This is a genomic window from Methanobrevibacter sp. TMH8, assembly GCF_020148105.1.
Classification (GTDB): Archaea; Methanobacteriota; Methanobacteria; order Methanobacteriales; family Methanobacteriaceae; genus Methanobinarius.
The window spans coordinates 12,790-33,970 of the sequence record NZ_JAHLZE010000033.1; the positions used below are offsets into that span (position 1 = coordinate 12,790).

The following is a 21,181-nucleotide window of genomic DNA, read 5'->3' on the forward strand; positions in this document are numbered from 1 at the left end:
TTATTGAGGTAGAAAACATGAGTTGTCAAAATCATCCAAATAAAGAATCTGTAGCTAATTGCCAGTTCTGTGGAAAAGAATTATGTGAAGATTGTGCAATAAATATTGCTGGTAAGAATTACTGTGAAGAATGTATGAGTGATCTTGTAGGTCCAGAATTAACAAGTATTGCCAGTAAAACTCCAGATAGTGAAACTCAGGACACTTCTATTCCAAAACAAGATGTTTCCACTCCAAAAGATACATACGATAATCAAGAACAAACTCCTGTACAAAAAGGGTCAGAAAATACAATTCAAAAAGAAACCCCAATAGAACAAACACAAACCCCAAAAATCGAAGAAACAAACCCAATAGATCAAATTACAAGAGAACCTCAGAGAATAAAAGAAGAAATACCTCCTCAAAATCAAAATATCAATAGAGATAATGATGATTTTAATAAAAACCTTAATAATAATCTTAATGACAACAATAATTTAAATGAAAACCTTAATAATAATCTAAATAATAATCTAAATCACAACAATAATAACCCATATAGACCTCATGATGATATTTATAGTGATGATAGATTATATAATGATATTAATGGAAATAACAATTCTTCAAAACCTCAATATGACAATAAAATTGAAGAAAAATATGAAAAATATTTAGATGATCTTTATTTTGATGAAAATCCTGAAAATCAGAAAAATACCAGACATGGTGAGAATAGATCTGGTGAAAATTTTAGAGATAATAGAAATATTGGAGCTAATAAAGTTCAAAATGTTTCTTTAAGTGAGCAATTAGCTAAAGATGAAGCAGAGCATGGATCAATAACTAGAGAACCTTTCGTTCCAGATGTTCCAGAAGAACCAGTTCAAACAGAAAAATTTACCAATTCAGGAATTAATAATAATGAAGATAGAAATAGAAATGTTCCAATTATGGAAAATTTGAGAAGTGTTAAATCTGACACTCCAAATAAAGAAAATCCAAGAGAATATACACATTCTACATTACATAGAGGGAACATTCATTATAAAAAAGAAGAAAAGAAACCATTTTCTTCATTAGAAAAAGTTTTGACTGTGCTATTAGTTATACTGATTATATTAGTTGTATTATATATAGTCTATCTATTAACATTAAATGGCCAATACCCAAGTTTCATAAGTGCCCTAGGAGCATTCATTGGAAACCCTGGAGAAGTTCTTGGTCAAATGTTTAGTTAATTTTAAATAAAAATCTAAATAATATAATAAAAATTAGAGAATAATAAAAAATAAAAGTTTAAAAAGAAAAATAAAAATAAAAACAAACAATGAAGATAAAAATTATAAAAAAGTAAGAATCTATTTATTCTTCACTTTTTTCATTATTAGAATCTTGTTCATCAGATTCTTCTACTTTCTTTTCAAATTCATCAACAAATTCTACTTTTTCAAAGTCCATGTTATCCCAGATGTCTTTAGCAATTCTAAATCTTGCAAAAGTAACATCCATGTAAGATTTTTGGTCAAATCTGGTGATTTCATCTAATTTTATACTGACTTTATCTCCATCAATTTTAATTTCAGTTTTATTGAGATCCATATTAGGATATGAATAATGAAGTTGAATCATACTTTTTATTCTTTCTTCATCCTCTTCAATAATATCAGAAACAACAACAGCATATTCGAGAGTTTTACCAGCTAAATCATGATTAAAGTCAACTCTTACTCTTCCACCACTAATAGTTAAAACTCTTCCTTTGTGCCCTTCAGAAGTTAATTCCATTCCAACATGAGGAGTCATCCCCTGTTTTTTAAACTCTTTCATAGGAATTAATTGAATTAAATTAGAGTCTCTTTCTCCAAAACCATCTTTAGGAGATACTTCAATTTCTTTTGAATCTCCAACGTCCATTCCAATAACAGCCTCATCAATAGCTTTAAGTAAATGATTTCCTCCAACAATAATTGGAATAGGACCATATTCTTTATTTTCTACTAAAATTCCAGCTTCTTCAGCTACTTCTTGATTAGTAGTATCAAAAACATCCCCAGTTTCTTTAATTTTACCAGTAAATTCTAATTTAATAAAATCACCATTTTTTATTGCCATAATTCGATTCTCCTATTATTATTGTTAATTTTTTGTTTAAATTCTTCTAAAACATCTTCATTTTTATAATCTAAAACACGTATTTTAGAAGAGTAGTTATCAATATAATCATAAATTATATCCTTATTTATTTTAGTTTCTAATACACTTAAAACCCTATGGTTGAAGTGAGTTGAAAACCCATATGAGATACAATTTTGAATTTCTTCAATAGATTCAAAATCTTTATTTTCTCTTGATTCAACAATTTTTTTAGCAGTTTCTTTATCAATCAAATTTAATTTATTTAATTCGTCTAATGAAAGATTATTAGCTGAATCTAGTATTGAATCACTATCTCGAGATAAGTGAAGTGGAGCCCTACCTTCTTTCATTTCATTTTCAAGTATAGATATGGTTTCTTTAGGTAACATAGTTTTAACATTGTTAAAGTTACCTGTTGTAGTAGCTTGGCGAATTAAAGTTCCACTTACTCCTTTAATACGCTTAACAAATATAAATTTGTTTTTAAAGTCAAAATTGATTTTTTTTAAAGATTTTGAAAGCGAAGCTATAACATAATTATCTTCTTCAAGTTTACCTTCAAATAAAACTTCAGAAGTGTCCATATCGATGATTTTATAAGGTTTAGGAGCAACTCCATGGCCTTTAGCTATTCTATCAAGAATAATCCCATATTCATCAAAAGGACGATATCCTCTAGGCATATAGTCAGCACAAACCCCTTGGAAAGTTTTAGCTAAGCACAATGAGTATTGTCCAGAACCCATAATTCCCATAGGAGGCCCTTCAACTACAATATCTGCACCAACAGCTATAGCTATTTTAGCTCTAGCTTGTCTAGTCATTATAAAAGGAATTCCTCTACCACTTCTTTCAAATAGGCCCGGTACAATAGCTACAAAAATTCCATTAGGAACTTTCTCTTTAGCTACTTTCATACAATGATAATGCCCATTATGAAGAGGATTGTATTCTGTGAAATCAGCAATGATTGGATTTTCGTCAGATTTAAAAGGAATACTTTTATGATTATCTTCAATGTTATCATCATGCATATTATTATCAATATCAATGTTAATATCATTATTATAATTATTAGATGATTTATAATTGATAGAATCATTATAATCCTTAAAAAAGATTTTTCTATCTCTTTTAATGATTTCTTTTACAAAATCTTCTGATGGTTGTAGTTCATCTGAAGGCATATTTTTATTTATATTTTTTTCATTATAATTAGTTTTCTAATATTAAAAAAGAAAGTATGAAAATACAAAGATACTAGAATAAAATACTACAATAAAAATATAAGGTATAAAAAACAAATAATTAGAAAAAAAATAAGAATATCCAAATTTTGAGGTATTACTATTAATTTATTACTTTATTATTTTATTATTCAATGATTAAATCTCCAGGAAGCTAAAAATGAACGATTTAGTACTTAAAAATTGTAAATTTGTTGATAATTCTGATAATAATTATATTGGGATAAAAAATGGAAAAATTGCAGAAATATCTAAACAACCTTTGAAAGGAGATAATGAGGTTGATGTAAAAAATAACTTCGTTTTACCAGGTTTAATTGATCCCCATGTTCATTTTAGAGATCCTGGTTTAACTTACAAAGAAAGTCTTAAAACAGGGAGTTTGGCTGCAGCTAATGGAGGATTTACAACTATATTAGATATGCCCAACACAATTCCTCCAACAGATACAGCTAAAGCTTTTAAAGAAAAGAAAAAAATAGGTGAAAATAAAAGCATAGTCAATTTTGGACTTCATGCTGGAGTTAAAGATTTAGATAATCTTAGAAAAATAGCTAAGCTTAATCCTGCTTCTTTTAAAATATTCATGGATTTATTTAGTGATTCTGAAATTGAAGATATGTTTAAAAATATATCTATTATAAATAAAGAATATGGTTCAAAATCAAAATTACAACATATAATAACTTTACATTGTGAAAATAAAGAAATTATAGAAGAAAATACTAAAAGACTTAAAAGATTAGGTTGTACACGAGGAAATACAGCCATAGATTATAGCTATGCTCGACCATCAGAGTCAGAACTTGTTTCAGTTGGTTATGCGACATTTTTAGCTGAAAAATATAAATTATCTTTACATATTTGTCATTTAAGTACAAAAAAATCATTGGATTATTTAAAATCTTTAAAATTAGCTTTAGACAAATTTGATATTACAACAGAAATAACCCCTCACCATTTACTTCTCAATAACACAGCTTTTGATAAATTTGGAACTATGTTGAAAACAAATCCTCCTCTTAGGCCTGAAGGAGAAAATTTAACCATTTCTAATTTGAAGAATATTAATATGATTGGAACAGATCATGCCCCTCATTCTTTAGAAGAAAAACAAAAAGGAGTTTGGGATTCAAGCCCAGGGATTCCTAATTTAGAAACAACTCTTCCGTTATTACTTACTGAAGTAAACAAAGGAAATATTGATTTGAAAATGATACCTAAATTAATGTCAGAAAATCCAGCACATAGATTTAATATTGAAAACAAAGGAAAAATAAAAATAGACTATGATGCAGATCTTGTTGTAGTGGATTTGAAAAAAAAAGGAAAATTTAAACTTGATGAATTTTATACCAAGGCAGAATACAGCCCATTTGAAAATTGTGAATATAAAGGAATAGCTACTATGACAATTTGTAATGGGAATATTATAATGAAAGAAAATTATATAGAAGATAATTTTGATTTAAATAATAACAATGCAAGAAAATATGTTTATGATTAATTTAATACAAAATTCATTTAATAATTATTAATAATTTTAATAAATAAACTAATTATAGAGGTTTTAATTATGTGTGAATCTAATATTTATAATACAAATGGTGACTTACTAATGGAAGATGTTATGGTTGTTGATATTGATGGTGAAAAAATAACTATGACAGATATATTAAATGAAAAAAAAGTTATTAATGGTAAATTTATTCGGTTAGAATTAGAAGAGCATAAATTAATAATAGAAGAAAGTTAATTTAGCATGTAAATTATCGGATTGTGTTAAATAATGCATCTGAAAAAATATGAAAGAAAAGATGAAGAATCATTAATTAGTCTTCTAAAAAAAGAAGGTTGGGACTGTTATACTTCTACTAATACTATTGAAAAGTACAAAAAAGCATTACTAGAATCTATTACCTATGTTGCCTATGAAGAGAATACTTTATGTGGATATTCACGTTCTTTAGATGATTATGGTTTTTATATTTATATATGTGATTTGTTAGTAGACAGAGATTATAGAAACAATAAAATTGGACAAAAACTTATGGAACAACTATGTATAGACTATCCTGAACATGACATATATGTAATGTCAGATGAAGATAAATTTTATCTGAAAAAAGGTTATATAAGAGAAGGAAGCATATTTAAGTTGAATAGGTAATAATGTACAAATAATAAAATTAAATAGAATATAAAATTTAAAAAATAAAATTAATTTAATAATATGAATAAAGTTAATTTATTTTTAATATAAATTAACTTATAATAAAATTAATAATTAAATTCAATTATAAATTTAAATTCAATTATAAATAATTAAGTTTAAAATTAATCTATAATTAAATTAAATAATTTAATAATTAGACAATAATTAAGTAATGATAATATGTTAGAATCTATAACCTCCCTATTACAAACTTTTTTTATTGATTATGGTGCAATAGGAGTTTTTCTTGGGAGTATAATTGAAGAAATAATAGCCCCAATTCCATCAACAATAATAATCCTTGGAAGTAGCTTTTTCATATTAGAAGGACAAAGTATTGGTTTAAACTCAGTATTGAACCTTATCTTTAGTGTATCTCTTCCTGCAGCATTAGGAATGAGTATAGGATCATTATTTATTTATGGACTTTGCTATTATATTGGAAAGCCATTTATAAGTAAGTGGGGGAAATATTTGGCTATTCGGTGGGAAGATATTGAAAAAACTGATGAAAAGTTTCAAGAGCAAACAAATGACGAATTAATTCTGTTTGGAGTAAGAGCAATCCCTATTATTCCAAGTGTAGCTATAAGTGCATTTTGTGGAATAATAAGATATGATTTAAAAAAATATATAATAATAACATTTATTGGTGGCCTAGTAAGAGCTACTATTCTTGGATTTTTAGGTTGGCAATTTGGAAATTTTTATCAGGAAATAGCTGGACAAATTTCATTTTTAGAAGAAGTAGCTGTAATAGCTATTGTTATTGGTATAGTAGGATATATATTATATAAAAAACTAAAATCAAAAAAATCAGAATAGAAATAATAGAATAATAAGAATAATAAAAATAATAGAATAATAGAAATAATAATAGAATAAAAATAATAAGATAATACAAATAAGAATATAAAAATAGCAATTATTTTTATAAGAAATATTATTATAAGATATTTTAATTAATATTTTAATTAATAAATTCTATTAATATTTTTATTTAAATCAAAATGTTCATCAAATGAAGCTATTTCCTTTATTTCTAATTCTTCCATTACACACATAAATATAAAGTCAAAAAAAGGTAATCTTTTTTCGTAATTCATAATCATTTTCATGGCTTGATTATAAAAATGATGATCTTCTATAATTGTATAATTTTTATTCAAAATATAATAAAGTTCCATTATCTTTTCTTTATCTAATTTTAATTTATTGTGTAGAACATTCACGACCTCAGATATTATCAATCTAGATATTATCTGTTCCTTACCAACAATATCTTTAGATATTTTCAATGCTTTTTGATGATGTTTTTCACTAGTTACATAGTAAGAAACTATAAAGCTAGTATCAAGAAATATCATAAATATCCCTTTCTTATTTTTCTTACAATTTTTACAGCATTAAAAGGTTTATCAGTTATAAACATCCCAGCCATTTTCTCGATTTCTTCAGGATCTGGGTTATAAGTGTCGTTGTTAGCTATTAAATAATTAGGTATTTTATCTACTGATTTTTCTGATTCAAGCCCTTTTTTCAAGTATTTATTAATTATTTCAGTTTGTGTAGTGTTTTTATTTAAAGCAACGACTTTAATCCTCTTCATAACATCTTTATCAAGATTTAAAGTAGTTCTTATTTTGTTTTCATTTTTCATATTAAATACCATTTATACAATATACCAAATATGTAATATAATTATATGTTTATATTGATTTATATGATTTAGCATATATAAATAATTATATGCTAATAATTAATTATCATATATTTTTTATTTAATTATATTTATATGAAATCGTGAAAAAGCATCTAATAAAAAATAATGAATATAATAATGAGTTATAACAATATGAATTAGAACAATATTATTATAAAAATGTTAGAATAATATGATTAGAATTAGCAAATAATTATCATTCTATAAAAATAAGTAAATATTAATTATAAATTAAATAGTAAAATAATAAGTAAAAAAATAAGAAAATAGATGGATAAACCATCTAATATTTAATTAAAAATCTCTTTTTGTGTTTATCTGAATTCCATTGCATCTTTAGGACATGCTTCGATACATTGTTCACATAAGGTACAGAAACCAACGAGAGGTAAATTACCTTCGTCTTTGAGTTTCAACATATCATATGGACAAACATCGATACAATCTCCACATTGATTACATTTAGCTGGATTGAAAACAATTCTGTTTCTTTCAACAATTTCACCATTGTATACTTTGTCAATAGGAGCTAAAGTTAAAGCACCTTCAGGACATGCAGCAGCACATGCTCCACATCTAACACACATATTAAATGATGGTTCTTTGTTGGTTTGTTCTTCTCCAGGTATTTGTACTCCGTCCTTTCTAACTACACGAATAGCTTCAGAAGGACAAGCTGTTGCACAAGTTCCTAAGAAATCACATTTTTCAGGATTGTTAACTACACCTTCTTCGTTTGCAGGTTTAGCATCTCCCCATTCGACATCTAAACTAATAGCATCAACTGGACAGATTTTTTCACATAAACTACAAGCGGCACAAATAGATGGAAGATTTACAGTTAAGTTAGAGTTTGCTTCAATGAAATCACCAGGACAAGCATCAACACAGCTGTTACATCCAATACAAGTTTCTTCATCTAAAGTGAATGACTTGATTTCTTTTGAACGTTTTTCTGGTTTTATTTTTGAAATGAATACTGCATCCCATGGGCAAGTTTGAGAACAAATACCACATTTTATACAAGTATCTTCATCAATAACGATTTCTCCACCAACTTCTTCAAGTGTAATAGCATCGACAGGACATTCAGGGACACAAGTTCCACATCCAACACAATCTTTAATAAAGATAGGACTAGTGATTTCTAATTCACGAGTTTTAGGTTCTTTGATTCCTGGAATTCCAATTACTTGAACTGGACAAACGTCTATACATTTTTGACACATTACACAGAAACCTTGTAAATTCAAAGCTCCTTCACAATCACAAAGCTTCAATGTTTGAGGTGGGCATATTTCTACGCAATCCCCACATTGATTACATTTAGCTGGATTGAAAACAATTCTTGCTTGGGTGTCTCCACTCTCATCAATGAGTAATTCATCTACACTGAGTGCACCTTGTGGGCAAGTTTCAACACATTTAGGTTCCCCACCACAGATATCACAATAGACAACTTTTTGGTCCTCTAATTCAATAGCTGTAGTTGGGCAAGTTCCTTCACATGCTCCACATTTGATGCAGTCTTCTTGATTGACTACGATCATTTGTTACACTCCTATTTAGACTTTTTTAATTAAATTGCCTTCACTATCATAAACTTCTACAGTAGCTAATCTCATTTGACTATCCATTGAGTGAGTAGCGCAGGATAAACATGGGTCGTATGCTCTGATAACCATTTCCATTAAGTTGAAAATACTATCATCTACTTCAACACCTGGTTTAATATAGTCTTTAGCTACTTTTTGAATACCCATTTCCATAGCTGGGTTGTTTTGTATGGTTGCAACAACAATGTTAACATTAGTCATTAAACCATCATCATCAGTTTTATAATGGTGTATTAAAGTTCCACGAGGAGCTTCTACAATACCTGCACCTTCACCAGCTACTCTTTCAATTGCATCTGGGAATTTTTTACCAGATAAATCACCTTCTAAGTGACTAACTGCACATTCAGCTGAAGCTAAAAGTTCGATTAATCTAGCCCAGTGGAAGAGTAATGGTGCTTGACCATATCCAAATTTGTCATGGAATTCTTTGAATCTGTCTTGAGCAAGTGGTGCTGCATCAGGCATTTTATCAGCTACATTAATTCTTGATAATGGAGCTACTCTGTAAATACCATCAGGGTATCCTAATTCTTTAATATAAGGGAATTTTAACCAAGAGTAAGGTTTTACATGTTCTGCAACAATATCTAAGTATTCGAGATTGTTGTATTCATATTCAACTTTAGAACCATCTTTACTTTTGATTCTGACATCACCGTTGTAAACATCCCAAACACCATCTTTAGTTATACCACAATGTCTAGTGTCGCCGAAATTACCTAAAGAGTTTACTAAGTCAATTTTTTCTTCAAATATAGGAGTAGCTAAGTCTAAAGTTGCTTGAGCTAATTCTACGTTTTGTTGAGCTTTACCAAGTAAATCTTTTTGGGTTTCTGCATCGAGTTCAGTAGAAATTCCACCAGGAGTTGATGAAGTTGGGTGAATTGGTCTTCCACCAACAGCTTTAACAATATCTAAACCGTTTTTTCTCATTTGAATAGCTTGTAAAGCTACTTCAGGCATATCTTTAATAACTTGGAAAACATTTCTTGTTTTTCTAGTTCCTTCAGGAATAACTAAATCAGGAGCTGCTAAGAAATAAAAGTGTAATGCATGGGAGTGCATATATGAACCCCAATTCATTAATTCTCTCATTTTATAAGCATCTGGTAAGATATCGTCATCATTAAATCCATAACATTGATCAGCAGCTTTTGCAGCAGCTAAGTGGTGTTGTACATCACAAATACCACAAATTCTTGGGACAATCCTAGGAGCTTCCTCAACAGGACGTCCTTGCATGAATTTTTCAAATCCTCTAAATTCCATTACATGTAATCTTGTATCTTGTACATTTCCTGCATCGTCAAGTTGGACTGTAATTTTTGCGTGTCCTTCAATACGAGTTACAGGTTCCATAGTAAGTTTTACCATATTTACTTACCTCCTTTTTGCATTTTTGCAGGTATTAAAGCAGCTGGTAATGTGAAGGTATAGAAAGTACCAACAATATCATCTAATTGATTAGCTACTTGTTCTGGGTCTATGGTTTTATCTTCTTCTACCCCATAATCAGATGCAATAGCACTAATCATTTTAGCACCTTGATCTTTAACTTTGGAAGTAGGTCCATAACAACCTCTACATTGGATAGCTATAGATGGGCATTCTGCACCACATAATGATATGGTAGCTGGTCCCATACAGATTAATCCTTGAGGTATTAAACATAAATCATCTTCAGGTTTTCCAATTTCAAATTGTCTTTTAATGACATCCATAGCTAAACCTTCAGGTGGTTTTTCTCTTGGACAAACATCACAAAGATTTGTAGTTGGTAATTCAACATTTTCTCCTTTTAATAAAGCCAAAACAGCTTCAGCTACAACATCAGATCTTGGAGGGCAACCAGGTACAACTAAATCTACATCGATTGCTTCACCTAATGGTCTGACTCTGCTTTCTAAGGTTGGTACATCTTCATTAGGAATAATTCCTTCTTCATTTACAGTACTAGGAGAATTAATATAAGCTTCTTGTTCTAAGTCTTCTACAGTGTGTAAGTTACCTAATCCAGGTATTCCACCATATGCAGAACAAGTTCCATAACAAATGATGAAGTTTGCTTTTTCTCTTAATTCTTCCGCTAATTCTCTGTTTTCTTCATTACGAATTCCACCTTCAATAATTACTACATCCATTTCAGGAATTTCATCATATTTAGTATCCATTAAAACTGGTGAAAATTCGAAATCAGCTAATTCTAAAACATCTAATAAAGATTCGTGAAAATCAGCAATTGATAAGTGACAACCAGAGCATCCTCCGAGCCACATTGTTCCTATTTTTGCTTTTTCTGCCATTTTATTTCCTCCACTTAGGCCTCAGCATCTAACTGTTCTTTCAATGGTGCAGGACCTAATTCTTTAATACGGTTTACCATCATCTTAACAGTTTCTGCAAATTTTTCACCTTCAGATGCAGAAATCCAATCGTGATAGATTCTTTCTTTTCCGATTCCCATATCTTCAGCTAACTTATAAACTAATCTCATTCTTCTGTCTAATTTATAGTTACCTGCGTCATAATGGCAGTCACCGTGGTGGCAACCTGCAACAATTACACCATCTGCTCCTTCACGGAATGCTTTCAATATAAATTGAGGTTCAATTCTTCCAGAACACATTACCCTAATTACTCTAATATTAGGCGGGTATTGCATCCTAGCTGTACCTGCAGTATCTGCTCCACCATAGGAACACCAGTTGCAACAAAACATTACAATTTTTACGTCATCTTCAGCCATAGAGTTTCCTCCATTTTAATATTTTTAATTCAAATATTTTTAATTTATTTTTAAAATCTAAATTCCTATATTAAGTTAAATTCATGAAAAGAATTTTTATATCTTATTTAAGAATTAAGAATTTGTATTTAAATTTTTAATTACATATACATGTATACATTATAAAAAACAATTTAGAAGTGCTAAAACACTAATTATACAAATTTTATCCATAATTAGTCATATTAGCCATCTACTATTCTAACCAACTATGCCAATAGATCATTTGATAACAATTATTAGCAATTTTGTAAATATTTTCTAATTGTTTTTTAATTGTACCTCAATGAGCTAGCTCAGCGTTACATTAATGTACTGTTAATACATTAGATTGATGTTAATATAAAGGTTACTTAGAGATTAAAGTCGAAAGATTTATATATGATATTACGTTTCAAGAAAATAATATTATAATACAAAAAATTAGTCGAATAAACGAATGAAAATGAAATATAAGTATATTTTAAGAATATTTAAAGATATAAATTGTTAAAAATCTATTAAAAAGAATAAATTATGATAATAATAGTTATAATAATTAAAAAAACAATTTAAACTCCTAATATTATTAAATATTCGATGAAAGAAGATAGATAAGAGATAAAATAATTAGTCACACGTAAAAATATAAATATAATAATAATGAAATTTTAATTAGTAACACATTTTACATGATTTTAATTAATAATTTCCATTAGATGAAACAAATATCCTTATAAGTCCAATCAAAATATAATTCATATAAAAATGAGTACATTTATATTATTTATTAGACATTCAATTAAATTTAAAAAGGATATATTAAATTTATTATTAAATATTATTATTAATATTATAATAATTATTTATAATAATTATAAAATTAGTTTAAATGTTTTAATATTTTATTTAAAAATGTGTGAAAAAAGGGATGTGATCTTAACAGATCTAATCAGGGGGTGAATACATCATTATACAAACAAAATATATTACTATATTTGTCCATATTAAAAAAAACATATAAGTTCTTTAAAAGATCATGGAAAACCCTTTTTTTATCACACATTCTTTTTTGATTAATAAAATCAATGATGTAAAAATAATAGATTCTCCCATGACATAAATTGCCAAAATCTATACAAAATTTACATTAAAAAGAGCATTTACTCAAGAAAATATTTCCAAAAAGCTCTTCAATCATTTATTAATCAGAAGAAGATTACCCTAAAAATAATTAGATAACATTCTTCTCATTAATAAAAAAATTAATATGAAAATAATAAAAATCAGACCTTTATAAACCTATATCTCATACAAATAATTTAAATAAACACATTTAACTACAAAAATATTCCATATATAAAAATATCCTCCCATTTTATAAAATTACTCCTATTTTTTCTTATTTTATTTCATTGAAGAAAAATTTAATGAAATAAAAAAAAACAAAATATATATTCCATATTAAAATAATAAAATAATCAAATCAACAATTTTAAAATTATAATATATATTTAATTGTAATATAGTTTTAACTATACAATATGTTTAACAAACCATCTATATAAATATATTGATTTTGGAATATATTTTTTCCAGTAAAAATATAAACATATTAATCAAAAACAGTTACAAATTTATGAAAAATAGAAAAGATAAAAAGAATTATAAAAATGATTTATAAAAATATATAAACAATTATAAAAGAATTATAAAAAGGGTTAGAAAACCTATATTATACAATAAAAATTAGATTAATCTATTGAAAATATTTATAACTTGAAAAACATAAATATAAAAATTAAAATACATTAAACTAATTCTAATATCAGATTGCTGTAAATTTTATTAAATAGTAAATGAAAAGGTGTGAGAGATGTTACTTGAAATAACTGATTTGGCAGTTGAAGTGAATGGCAGACGTGTCTTAAAAGATATTGATTTGACCATAAAAGAAGGGGAAACCCATGTACTTTTAGGCCCTAATGGAAGTGGTAAAAGTACATTATTTATGAGTATTCTTGGATTTCCAAAATATAAAATTGTTGGAGGAAGTATAATCTTCAAAGGAGAAGATATAACTAATCTTAATACTACAGAACGTGTTAAACGTGGAATAGGAGTTAGCTTCCAAAATCCTCCAGCTATTAGAGGAGTGAATTTAAAGGATCTTCTTAAAGTAGAAAGCGGACATGATCCAAAAGAAGAAAATCTAACTACAGAAATGCAATTACTTGCTAATAAGCTTAAATTTAATGAAGATTTTCTTGAAAGAGATGTTAACCTTGGATTTTCTGGAGGAGAGGTTAAACGTTCTGAAATACTTCAATTACTTGCTCAAAAGCCAGATTTTACTATGTTTGATGAACCAGATTCTGGTGTTGACATTGAAAATGTTGAATTACTTGCTGAAGAAATAAATGTGCTTCTCGATAAAGATAAAAAGCCAGGACAACGTCAAAGATCAGGACTACTTATTACTCACCTAGGTTATATACTTAACTTTGTTGGAGCTGATATGGCTCATGTTTTGATGGATGGAAAAATAGCTTGTTCTGGAAATCCAGATGAAATATTAAATGATATACGAAAAGAAGGATTTAAAGGATGTGTTGAATGTGCAAGATGTGTTACAAAAAGCTGAAAAAGCTAAAAAGAAAAAGGCAGCTATTGGAACTGACATTGACATGGAAGAATTTATAAAAGAAGATAAAGAAGAACATGAAACTGTAGATAGTATCGAAGACGTTCCAAAACATGTTAAAGACACACTTTTAAAAGTAGGAGTAGATACTTCTGAAAATGAGCGTGCAGGTTCATTCCTTCAGATGGATCAAAGTAATATTTATTCAAGCCCAATATCAGAATCTATTGAATTAATGAATCTTGAAATGGCACTTGACAAATATAACTGGTTAGATCAATATATGTGGAATGTTGTATCTCCTGATGCAGATAAATATACAGCACAAACTGCTCTTCGAGAACATGAAGAAGGAACCAAAAGTGGATACTTTATACGATCTAAACCAGGTACTAAAGAAGTATTTCCAATGCAAGCATGTATGTTTATTGGTGATGAAGCAGTTATGCAAACTGCCCATAATATAATAATAGCAGAAGAAAATTCAGAACTTCATGTAATTACTGGCTGTGCAACAGGTGATGATGTTAGATCTGCACTCCACGTAGGAGTTTCAGAATTCTATTTAAAACCAGGATCCAAAATAACATTTACCATGGTTCATAATTGGGCAGAACAAGTAGAAGTAAGACCAAGAACCGGAATAAAAATGGATGATGATACTACATATATCAATAATTACATTCTCACAAGCCCTGTTAAAACTATCCAATCTTATCCAACTGCATATTGTTATGGTAAAAATTCCAAAGCAGTTTTCCAAAGTATACAAAGTGGTCAAAAAGATTCTATTATTGATGTTGGTTCAAGAGCCTATTTACAAGGAGAAGGTTCAGCTGCAGAAGTAGTTTCTAGAGCTGTATCAAATGATGAATCAAAAATATACTCTAGAGGACATTTAGCAGGTACTGTTCCAGGCGTTAAAGGACATCTTGAATGTCATGGCCTGGTTCTTTCAGATGATTCACTGATTTATGCAGTTCCTGAACTTGAAGCTAGTGCAGCTAATCTTGAAATGTCTCACGAAGCAGCTGTTGGAAAAATTGATGAAGAAGAAATATACTATCTTACTTCTAGAGGTTTGACTGAAGAAGAAGCTACCTCAATGATTGTTAGAGGTTTTCTTAGTATGGACATAACTGGACTTCCACCAGAATTAGCTAGTGAAACAAAAAGAATGATTGATATGAGTTTAGAAGGAATGTGACCTTCTAAACTAGATTTATTTTTAATTATTAAAAATTTTATACTTTTTTCCATAATTATAACATTTTTATAAACTTTTTTAATATTTTTATATTTTATATTTTTATAATATTATAATTTTATAATATTTTTTGAAATAAAAATCTAAAAGCTAAAATCTAAAAGCTAAAATTTAAAAAGTTAAAAAGTTAAAATACTATCAAATTTAAGACTATTGAGAATATTAAAACTATTAAGTACTACTAAATTATTGAAACTATTTAATATATCATGAGTTTCTTTATTAAATTATATAATAAATTTTCAATTAATCCTAATATTAACCCCATACTAACCCTAATACTAATCCTAATAATAATCCTAATAATAATCCTAATAATAATTATAGAAAAAATAAATTTAATAAATAAATTATGGGATTTTGGTAGATATATAGCTAGGTATCTAGTTAGCTAAGTTTATTGGTTTTTTTGCTTTATAACTATTATTTTTTTTAATTAATAGCATTAATAGCTATTTTATTCAGTTATAGTTCCAATTTTTTCATCAAATTCTTTGAATTTGTTTGCAAGGCCTCTGAAATAAGGGATGTAAACATTTGAGAATTGAAGTCTTTCTGGATTCATGCCATGTTTTTTTATTTCATTTCTTATTTGATTCATCTTATTTTCTACTTCTTGATACATCAAATCTCCAGGATATTCTCCAATAAATACTCCATCTGCTCCATTTTCTAGAGCATAAATAATATGTTTTGGCATTACTCTGTTTACTGAGTGAACTTTAATAATATATATGGATTCGGGATAATCAACTCTGTTAACTCCAATGTTATCTGCTGCAGTATAACCTACTTGATCAAGGAATACAAGAATTCTTTTTTCTCCTTCTTTTTTATCTTTTAACATTCCAGAAATAGTTGCAAATATCTTTTCATCAATATTTCCATGAATATTAATAGCTCTAGGTTTACAAACAGTTAAACATTTACCACATCCTGAACAGGACATAGGGTCAATATAAACGCTATCATCTTTAATTGACATAGCTTTATATTTACATATAGAGATACAATCTTCACATAGATTACATTTTTCATCATCTATTTCTGCTACGAATGGTTCTATTTCAAGCCCATCATTCATTATTTCTGCTACTTTTGAAGCAGCCGCATTTGCTTGAACTATACTATCTGTAATATCTTTTGGTCCTTGTGCTGTTCCACAAACATAAGCTCCTTTGACATCAGTAGTAACTGGTTTAATTTTTGGGTGTGTTTCTTTAATAAACATGTCTTCGGTTAAACCAACATCCATAATTTCAGCTATTTCTTTACTACCACTTGAAGGTTCCATCGCTGTTGATAAAACAACCATATCAGTTTCAATTTCTGTGAATTTCTTTTGAAGAGTATCTTCTACACGGACTACAAGGGAATCTCCTTTTTTATTAACTTCTCCAGGCCTTCCTCTAATTAAACGTATTCCATTTTCTTGTCCATGTTTATAATATTTTTCATACATTCCAGGTGTACGCATATCAGTATAACAAATTATTACATCGGTTTCAGGATATTTATGTTTAATTATATTAGCATTTTTTAAAGCTACCATACAACAAACTTTTGAACAATATTTATGTCCATCTGGTTTTTCATCTCTTGATCCTACACATTGAATCATCACTATTCTTCGAGGAACTTTATCAGCGGACATCATTTTTAATTTACCTTTAGTAGGACCATTAACTCCCATGATTCTTCCAAGTTCACTTTGAGTTATTACATCTTCATATCTATTATAACCATATTCTGGTCTTAGATTAGGATCAAATGTTTTATGACCTGTAGCTAATATAACAGATCCAACATTTAATGGGATTATTTCACTTTCACCTTTAAGATAAATTGCTCCCATAGGGCATTGTTTCATACATTTTCCACATTTTTCACAGTTTTCCATATCTATAGTATATGCATCAGGATAGCTTTGTGAAAATGGTTTGTATATAGCTTTTCTCATAGAAAGTTCATCATCCCATATATTTGGAACTTCTACAGGACAAGTATCAATACATTTACCACAAGAAATACATTTTTCTTCATCTACATAACGTGGTTGACTTTCTAAAAGTATATTAAAGTTTCCAGCTCTTCTTTCAGTGCTTAAAACTTTAGTATTAGTCATTATTTCAATATTTTCATGCCAAATTAGTTCATTCATTATTGGATTCAATAAACACATTCCACATTCTTCAGCTAACTTCACTGGTGAGAAAACTTTTCCAATTTTCACCATATTCCCACCAATAGATGGTTTTTTCTCAATTAAATAGGTTTTTATTCCTTGTTTAGCTAGTGAAAGTGCTGCACTAATTCCTGAAATTCCTCCTCCAATAACAGCTGCGCTTTCTGGAGTTTGACATAGGATTGGGTCAACAGCTTGTGCTTGTTTGACTTTTTCTATTGATGCATTAACTAAGGTAGCTGCTTTTTCAGTAGCTTTATCAACATCATCATGTATCCATGAACATTGTTCTCTTAAATTAGCCATATCCATTAAATATGGATTTAATGGTTTTATATAATCTTGAAATGTTTTTTCATGAGTAATAGGAGAACATGCAGCTATCACCACACGATCAAGATCTTTATTAACAATGTTATCTCTAATTATCTTCCTTCCATTAAGAGAACATAAGTTTTCAAACTCTTCAACTACATCTGCATTGATGGAATTTTTTAGCTTTTCAATATCTACAATATCTGAGATATTTCCTCCACATCTACATATAAATACACCAACACGTAAATCTGGCTTTGAAGAGATTGGTGGTTTTGAGTTGTACATTTTAATCATTTATAAATTTTAATTTGAGAATTAAATCATTATATTTTATTATATTTACTAAAATATTAAATTTTATTACTAACATTTTTTTAATAAAAAATTTCATTTATAATAATTTATTTTGTTACTAAAAAATTTAATATTAAAAATTTCATTAATCAAATATTGATTTTCATGCTTTATCTGATTGTTTAGCTAAATTTTCTTCTAATTTGTTTTCAGTTTTTGCTGAAGAAGCTTTTTCCACCTTTTCTATTAACGGTTCTATTGGAACCGTATGTGTTTGAATTCCTATTACTTTATAAGGGTCAGCCCCCATTACAAAAGCAATTAACTGAACAATATTCAGGTGAAAAATATTGAAATCTATATTTAAGTCTTTTCCAATGAATGGTTGATATCTATCAAACTGCATTTGGCAATTAGGGCACATATGGACTAATATATCTACTTTTTCATCATTTAATGCAGTCAATTTGTCTGCTGTAACTTTCATTGAGAGGTCCCGATTAACAAATCTTTGTCTAAACCCTGCTCCACATGTGGCTCTTTTATTGTCATACCACCCAATAGTTTCAACCCCACAACTTTTTACTAATTCATCTAATATTTTAGGGTCTCTAAACCCTTCGATAGTATCTTCATATTGGACTTTACAATAATGACAAGCATGGTGAGTAGCTATTCTAAAGTCAGAAAGATCAATTTTGACATTTTTAGCTATTTCATCTTTTTTATTAAATAACAATTCTACCACATGAAATATATTTTTTGAAGAGTCAATAGTTCCTTCATCATATTTCATCTCTTCAAGATTAGATTCCTCATAAATTTCATTTACTTTATCTCTAACTTCATCATTATTATTTAATAGTTTAGCTACTTTCTTGTGAATAGCATAACAAGTAGCACACATCATAGCTATATTGGTATGATTAGTTTTTTTAGCTATGTTAAAATTTCGCCCTCCAATTACTGTTGTAGACAGTTGATCAAAGACATCAGAATAATGTCCAAGCCCTGTACAGCAAGACTGCCTATCATCAACAATATATTCAATACCAACTTTATCAAATACATATTTTGTTGAAGATTCAACTCCAGGATATTCACCACTTACTAAACAGCTTTTAAAAAGCATTACATTTTTATCAGGTATATTTCGCATAAGTTTACCTTCTATAAGTATTATTATCTACGGTTATTATTAATTATATAAATATATCAAATAGATACTAATATTTTAAATATAATATTATAAAGATAGATTTAGTATTCTTTAATCTTCTCCACTCTTTTATCAAGATTAGTTTTTTGAAGTAAAATTCTGATTTCTTTTATCGATTCATCAGGCATTTTTAAAGGTTTTAGTCCGAGTTTTTCTCTTATTTCATCAATATGAATATTTTTCTCTTTCCATTCTTCACCGATATCTCTTGTAAGGTCGTCATGGAAATTGTATGGAATTCCTCCAAGACCTAAGTCCATCATAACATCCCCAAATCCAGCAAAAGGCCCTACTTCATCATTTGCTATTCCTTTACTGATAGCTATTTGTCTGAGAACTTGGTTAACTTCACATGCACTATTTCCAACTGGACATATGCTATGACAAGTATAACAATAAAAACAATTCCAAATGTTTTTATCTTCAATAATTGATTCTTCTCCTTCAAGAACTCTTTCAATCATATCTCTGGGATTATAGTCAGAATTTTTAGCTCCAGGACACATTGATGTGCACATTCCACATTGTACACATTTTAGTAATCCTCTTTCTTTAGAATTTTTTATATCACTTAGAACCTTTTGAGCTAATTCTAATGGATTTTCATCAATCTTTATAGTGTCCATTCTTTACCTCTCTATTTTTGGCCTATAAAATCTGATTTTATCAATCTTTAATTCATTTTTTATTTAATAATATCTAATAATATCTAATGACATCTAATAATATTGAGTATATCTTTAGTATTCTTTAGTATATATTATTAGTATATTTTTAATCTTTTTAGTATAATATATAATATTTTTATATATAACAATTTTCAATTTTATATAAATTTATATAATTTTTTATATAAAAAATCATTTTATAATTAATTTTATAACTATCGTAATATTCTTTATTAATATATTTTTTATTATCTATAAAATTATTGTATTCATGATAAATATTATTTGTTAATTTTTGTTAATTTTATTCTTTTGACTTTTAAAATTTAATTATATATACATAAATAATATCTTTATAAGCTAAATAAATTATTATTGTATAAATAATTCAAATAATATGGATAATCTTTTAATATTGAAAAATTTGAAAATTAATAGTTAAAAAAAATATTTCACAACAAAATAATTGCTATATAATCATTATTGATTTCTAGTGATTTCAATAATTATTTAGTGCTAATTAATTTGTAATATAATATTTATATATTGTTCTTAATAATATAAATAGTTTTTTATTCAATACATTATTAATAATTATAACTAATTTAATAATCTACCATAATTATTGTAAAATATTAATAATTATGTTATAACAATGAAAAAAATATAAAAATTAAATATATACCTATTTATGTCTAATTAATAAATAAAAAATAAATATTTAAAAAAGTAGTAATATAAAGTAATATAAAAATTTATTCAGTAACTATAATAAATTCTCCAACTTTTTCAACTTTTGCAAATGGAACTAATAACAAATCACCATTTCTTTTAGCACCTTTAACATGGACATTGCGGCCATTTTCAACTTTTATAGCTATATCCACAATTTTACCA

At 27.6% G+C, this 21,181-nt stretch carries 18 protein-coding genes and 1 pseudogene; 7 read left to right on the forward strand and 12 right to left on the reverse strand.

Translation table 11 applies throughout. The features are described 5' to 3' along the window. The first annotated feature begins 17 nt into the window (after positions 1 to 17). Positions 18 to 1,223 (forward strand): hypothetical protein, encoded by a 1,206-nt coding sequence (locus KQY27_RS06695; RefSeq protein ID WP_224425802.1) that lies wholly within the window; start codon positions 18 to 20, stop codon positions 1,221 to 1,223. Positions 1,224 to 1,347: 124 nt separating this feature from the next. On the opposite strand, the gene KQY27_RS06700 is transcribed toward KQY27_RS06695, so the two are convergent. Together KQY27_RS06700 and KQY27_RS06705 are read right to left on the reverse strand one after the other, a co-directional pair. Next, entirely contained in the window at positions 1,348 to 2,097 is a 750-nt protein-coding gene (locus KQY27_RS06700; protein ID WP_224425803.1) for a peptidylprolyl isomerase, read from the reverse strand. Beyond that, the gene (locus KQY27_RS06705; RefSeq protein WP_224425804.1) at positions 2,088 to 3,308 is read right to left on the reverse strand and encodes a nucleotidyltransferase family protein; all 1,221 of its coding nucleotides are present in this window, start codon (positions 3,306 to 3,308) and stop codon (positions 2,088 to 2,090) included. Before KQY27_RS06705 ends, KQY27_RS06700 begins: the two co-directional genes overlap by 10 nt. Positions 3,309 to 3,528: 220 nt before the next feature. Here KQY27_RS06705 and pyrC point away from each other — a divergent pair, with 220 nt between their 5' ends. The 4 genes from pyrC (at position 3,529) to KQY27_RS06725 (ending at position 6,408) form a co-directional block, all read left to right on the forward strand. After that, entirely contained in the window at positions 3,529 to 4,875 is a 1,347-nt protein-coding gene (pyrC, locus tag KQY27_RS06710; RefSeq protein WP_224425805.1) for a dihydroorotase, read from the forward strand. Positions 4,876 to 4,944: 69 nt separating this feature from the next. Next, positions 4,945 to 5,124, forward strand: coding sequence for a CooT family nickel-binding protein (locus KQY27_RS06715; protein ID WP_224425806.1), 180 nt, complete (start codon positions 4,945 to 4,947; stop codon positions 5,122 to 5,124). A gap of 33 nt (positions 5,125 to 5,157) precedes the next feature. After that, positions 5,158 to 5,538: a GNAT family N-acetyltransferase gene (locus KQY27_RS06720; protein ID WP_224425807.1), complete on the forward strand. Its 381-nt coding sequence runs from the start codon at positions 5,158 to 5,160 to the stop codon at positions 5,536 to 5,538. A 225-nt stretch (positions 5,539 to 5,763) separates the two neighbouring features. Continuing rightward, positions 5,764 to 6,408, forward strand: a complete 645-nt coding sequence (locus tag KQY27_RS06725) for a VTT domain-containing protein (RefSeq protein ID WP_224425808.1) — start codon at positions 5,764 to 5,766, stop codon at positions 6,406 to 6,408. Between the two features lie 149 nt (positions 6,409 to 6,557). Here KQY27_RS06725 and KQY27_RS06730 read toward each other — a convergent pair whose 3' ends face one another. The 6 genes from KQY27_RS06730 to KQY27_RS06755 all read right to left on the reverse strand — a co-directional run bounded on the left by KQY27_RS06730 (position 6,558) and on the right by KQY27_RS06755 (position 11,671). After that, the gene (locus KQY27_RS06730; RefSeq protein ID WP_224425809.1) at positions 6,558 to 6,950 is read right to left on the reverse strand and encodes a PIN domain-containing protein; all 393 of its coding nucleotides are present in this window, start codon (positions 6,948 to 6,950) and stop codon (positions 6,558 to 6,560) included. Continuing rightward, complete coding sequence (locus tag KQY27_RS06735; RefSeq protein WP_224425810.1) at positions 6,947 to 7,243, reverse strand: DUF6364 family protein; 297 nt, start codon at positions 7,241 to 7,243, stop codon at positions 6,947 to 6,949. Before KQY27_RS06735 ends, KQY27_RS06730 begins: the two co-directional genes overlap by 4 nt. A 377-nt stretch (positions 7,244 to 7,620) precedes the next feature. Next, entirely contained in the window at positions 7,621 to 8,856 is a 1,236-nt protein-coding gene (locus KQY27_RS06740) for a 4Fe-4S binding protein (protein WP_224425811.1), read from the reverse strand. Positions 8,857 to 8,871: 15 nt separating this feature from the next. Further along, complete coding sequence (locus tag KQY27_RS06745; RefSeq protein ID WP_224425812.1) at positions 8,872 to 10,299, reverse strand: Ni/Fe hydrogenase subunit alpha; 1,428 nt, start codon at positions 10,297 to 10,299, stop codon at positions 8,872 to 8,874. Between the two features lie 2 nt (positions 10,300 to 10,301). Beyond that, positions 10,302 to 11,228 carry a F420-non-reducing hydrogenase subunit MvhG gene (gene mvhG / locus KQY27_RS06750; RefSeq protein WP_224425813.1) on the reverse strand — a complete coding sequence of 309 codons (927 nt, stop codon included), beginning with the start codon at positions 11,226 to 11,228 and terminating at the stop codon, positions 10,302 to 10,304. A gap of 14 nt (positions 11,229 to 11,242) precedes the next feature. Beyond that, a complete protein-coding gene (locus KQY27_RS06755; RefSeq protein WP_042703076.1) occupies positions 11,243 to 11,671 on the reverse strand; it encodes a hydrogenase iron-sulfur subunit in 429 nt (142 codons plus the stop codon). Positions 11,672 to 13,565: 1,894 nt separating this feature from the next. On the opposite strand from KQY27_RS06755, the gene sufC reads away from it, so the two are divergent. Both sufC and KQY27_RS06765 read left to right on the forward strand, forming a co-directional pair. Then, positions 13,566 to 14,333 carry a Fe-S cluster assembly ATPase SufC gene (gene sufC, locus KQY27_RS06760; RefSeq protein ID WP_224425814.1) on the forward strand — a complete coding sequence of 256 codons (768 nt, stop codon included), beginning with the start codon at positions 13,566 to 13,568 and terminating at the stop codon, positions 14,331 to 14,333. After that, the gene (locus KQY27_RS06765; RefSeq protein WP_224425815.1) at positions 14,269 to 15,540 is read left to right on the forward strand and encodes a SufD family Fe-S cluster assembly protein; all 1,272 of its coding nucleotides are present in this window, start codon (positions 14,269 to 14,271) and stop codon (positions 15,538 to 15,540) included. The genes sufC and KQY27_RS06765 overlap by 65 nt, the downstream gene beginning before the upstream one ends. 517 nt (positions 15,541 to 16,057) lie before the next feature. Here the strand turns inward: KQY27_RS06765 and hdrA are convergent. From hdrA to KQY27_RS06785, 4 genes and pseudogenes are all read right to left on the reverse strand, one after another. Then, on the reverse strand, positions 16,058 to 18,388 hold the full coding sequence (hdrA, locus tag KQY27_RS06770; protein WP_224425816.1) for a ferredoxin:CoB-CoM heterodisulfide reductase subunit HdrA: 2,331 nt from the start codon (positions 18,386 to 18,388) through the stop codon (positions 16,058 to 16,060). A gap of 172 nt (positions 18,389 to 18,560) precedes the next feature. Then, complete coding sequence (gene hdrB, locus KQY27_RS06775; RefSeq protein WP_224425817.1) at positions 18,561 to 19,556, reverse strand: ferredoxin:CoB-CoM heterodisulfide reductase subunit HdrB; 996 nt, start codon at positions 19,554 to 19,556, stop codon at positions 18,561 to 18,563. Between the two features lie 101 nt (positions 19,557 to 19,657). Then, positions 19,658 to 20,242: a ferredoxin:CoB-CoM heterodisulfide reductase subunit HdrC gene (hdrC, locus tag KQY27_RS06780; RefSeq protein WP_224425818.1), complete on the reverse strand. Its 585-nt coding sequence runs from the start codon at positions 20,240 to 20,242 to the stop codon at positions 19,658 to 19,660. A gap of 797 nt (positions 20,243 to 21,039) precedes the next feature. Beyond that, a pseudogene (locus KQY27_RS06785) lies at positions 21,040 to 21,181 on the reverse strand (photosystem reaction center subunit H); the annotation flags it as partial.

Bases quoted from the DNA above. Each gene is read 5' to 3' on its own strand.
- KQY27_RS06715 (WP_224425806.1), top strand. From the start codon at position 4,945: ATGTGTGAATCTAATATTTATAATACAAATGGTGACTTACTAATGGAA.
- KQY27_RS06700 (WP_224425803.1), bottom strand. From the start codon at position 2,097: ATGGCAATAAAAAATGGTGATTTTATTAAATTAGAATTTACTGGTAAA.
- KQY27_RS06745 (WP_224425812.1), bottom strand. From the start codon at position 10,299: ATGGTAAAACTTACTATGGAACCTGTAACTCGTATTGAAGGACACGCA.
- pyrC (WP_224425805.1), top strand. From the start codon at position 3,529: ATGAACGATTTAGTACTTAAAAATTGTAAATTTGTTGATAATTCTGAT.
- KQY27_RS06705 (WP_224425804.1), bottom strand. From the start codon at position 3,308: ATGCCTTCAGATGAACTACAACCATCAGAAGATTTTGTAAAAGAAATC.
- mvhG (WP_224425813.1), bottom strand. From the start codon at position 11,228: ATGGCAGAAAAAGCAAAAATAGGAACAATGTGGCTCGGAGGATGCTCT.
- hdrC (WP_224425818.1), bottom strand. From the start codon at position 20,242: ATGGACACTATAAAGATTGATGAAAATCCATTAGAATTAGCTCAAAAG.
- KQY27_RS06755 (WP_042703076.1), bottom strand. From the start codon at position 11,671: ATGGCTGAAGATGACGTAAAAATTGTAATGTTTTGTTGCAACTGGTGT.
- KQY27_RS06725 (WP_224425808.1), top strand. From the start codon at position 5,764: ATGTTAGAATCTATAACCTCCCTATTACAAACTTTTTTTATTGATTAT.
- KQY27_RS06735 (WP_224425810.1), bottom strand. From the start codon at position 7,243: ATGAAAAATGAAAACAAAATAAGAACTACTTTAAATCTTGATAAAGAT.
- hdrA (WP_224425816.1), bottom strand. From the start codon at position 18,388: ATGTACAACTCAAAACCACCAATCTCTTCAAAGCCAGATTTACGTGTT.
- KQY27_RS06695 (WP_224425802.1), top strand. From the start codon at position 18: ATGAGTTGTCAAAATCATCCAAATAAAGAATCTGTAGCTAATTGCCAG.
- KQY27_RS06730 (WP_224425809.1), bottom strand. From the start codon at position 6,950: ATGATATTTCTTGATACTAGCTTTATAGTTTCTTACTATGTAACTAGT.
- KQY27_RS06740 (WP_224425811.1), bottom strand. From the start codon at position 8,856: ATGATCGTAGTCAATCAAGAAGACTGCATCAAATGTGGAGCATGTGAA.
- KQY27_RS06720 (WP_224425807.1), top strand. From the start codon at position 5,158: ATGCATCTGAAAAAATATGAAAGAAAAGATGAAGAATCATTAATTAGT.
- KQY27_RS06765 (WP_224425815.1), top strand. From the start codon at position 14,269: ATGATATACGAAAAGAAGGATTTAAAGGATGTGTTGAATGTGCAAGAT.
- sufC (WP_224425814.1), top strand. From the start codon at position 13,566: ATGTTACTTGAAATAACTGATTTGGCAGTTGAAGTGAATGGCAGACGT.
- hdrB (WP_224425817.1), bottom strand. From the start codon at position 19,556: ATGCGAAATATACCTGATAAAAATGTAATGCTTTTTAAAAGCTGTTTA.